This window comes from Streptococcus pseudopneumoniae (genome assembly GCF_038148935.1).
Taxonomy (GTDB): domain Bacteria; phylum Bacillota; class Bacilli; order Lactobacillales; family Streptococcaceae; genus Streptococcus; species Streptococcus pseudopneumoniae_U.
Map to the genome: position 1 here is coordinate 1 of NZ_JBBJZX010000165.1, position 1,577 is coordinate 1,577.

A 1,577-nucleotide genomic window follows, 5' to 3' on the forward strand; every position below is an offset into this window, starting at 1 on the left:
TCATGAAAAAATAATTTGTCTAATTCTTTATGTGAAAAATAAAAAGAATCATCCATATCTGCTGCTAAACTTGCTAGCAATTGTTTTTTCTCAATTTCAAATAAGGCTGGATCAAACCCATTATCAACTACTACGGGTGAAAAAAGAGTTTCTTTTACAAGTTCCAAAACCTGAGAAGTTAGCACATTTTTCCTACTTAAAAACTCATCACGAACATAGGTAAATGTCAATTCTACAATATGACTTTGCCCTCTTCTGAAACAATTGGTTGACATATCTGTACCGTATAGACTGGCCAAGTGTCTCCTCAAAGCTTGAGAAGTAGGGTACATCAGATTAGCAGTCTCTAGCATACTCGCACTCAACATGCGACCTGCAATCGTATCGAGGGATAATGGAGCTGTAAAACGCACGGTAATTTTGTTCGTTTTAAATTTCTTTGATTGGATAAAATGTGTTGAAATTCCATACACTAACTCCATGATTCACCTCCTTATATACAGACTTCTATTATATCACGAAAACCTGAAATTTTCTTGTTCTCTGTAACAGTTTTGAAATAAAAATCGCTTACATTTCTCCCTGTTTCTCTCACTATTTTTAGGAAAATATGGTATAATACCAAAGATTGAGGTGAATTATGGAATACAAATTATTTGAAGAATTTATTACCCTCCAAGCACTACTCAAAGAACTTGGAATTACACATAGCGGAGGAGCTATCAAATCCTTTCTCTCTGAACATTCTGTTTACTTTAATGGGGAATTAGAGAGTCGTCGCGGTAAAAAACTTCGTATTGGTGATAAAGTTGACATCCCTGACATGAATATTGACATCTTGTTGACACAACCTACTTCTGAGGAGCAAGATGAATATCAAGCTGATAAAGTTGAAAAAGAACGAATCGCTAAACTTGTTAAGGAGATGAATAAAGGAGTAAAAAAAGATAAATCAAAACCTACTTCATCACCCAAAAGCAAACAAGCTCCGCGATTCCCTGGTAGATAATCATGTGGCTACAACACCTATCTCTCAAAACTTTTCGTAACTACAAAGAGACGAAAATAGACTTTAATCCTAAATTAAATGTCTTTTTAGGACGTAATGCACAAGGTAAAACAAATATGTTAGAGGCTATCTATTTTTTAGCCTTAACACGTAGCCATCGAACTCGAACAGATAAAAATCTCATTCATTTTGATGAGGAACAACTTCATCTTTCAGGTCTTGTTCAGAAAAAAACGGGATCTATTCCTCTCGAAATTGAACTAACACAAAAAGGGCGTGTGACAAAAGTTAATCACTTAAAACAGGCACGACTTTCAGATTATGTAGGACACATGAATGTTGTCTTATTTGCTCCTGAAGATTTACAACTAATTAAGGGAGCACCTTCGGTTCGACGAAAATTTATTGATATGGAGCTTGGGCAAATTAAGCCAATCTATTTATCAGATTTAACCAATTATAATCACATCCTAAAACAAAGAAACACTTATCTAAAATCAGCTCAAACAATAGATGAAACCTTCCTTTCAGTGTTGGATGATCAGCTAGTTGATTATGGATGTCGTGT

2 protein-coding genes and 1 pseudogene are annotated in these 1,577 nt (G+C 34.7%); 2 read left to right on the forward strand and 1 reads right to left on the reverse strand.

All coding sequences use genetic code 11. The features are described from left to right. Window positions 1-482, reverse strand: a pseudogene (locus WKI42_RS10335) (EF-P 5-aminopentanol modification-associated protein YfmF); the annotation flags it as partial. Window positions 483-640: 158 nt separating this feature from the next. Between WKI42_RS10335 and yaaA the strand changes: the two are divergent. Beyond that, window positions 641-1,009 carry a S4 domain-containing protein YaaA gene (gene yaaA, locus WKI42_RS10340; protein ID WP_000455897.1) on the forward strand — a complete coding sequence of 123 codons (369 nt, stop codon included), beginning with the start codon at window positions 641-643 and terminating at the stop codon, window positions 1,007-1,009. A gap of 2 nt (window positions 1,010-1,011) precedes the next feature. Beyond that, the coding region (gene recF / locus WKI42_RS10345) for a DNA replication/repair protein RecF (protein ID WP_368081877.1) at window positions 1,012-1,577 on the forward strand (566 nt) is incomplete at its 3' end.

Bases quoted from the DNA above. Each gene is read 5' to 3' on its own strand.
- yaaA (WP_000455897.1), top strand. From the start codon at position 641: ATGGAATACAAATTATTTGAAGAATTTATTACCCTCCAAGCACTACTC.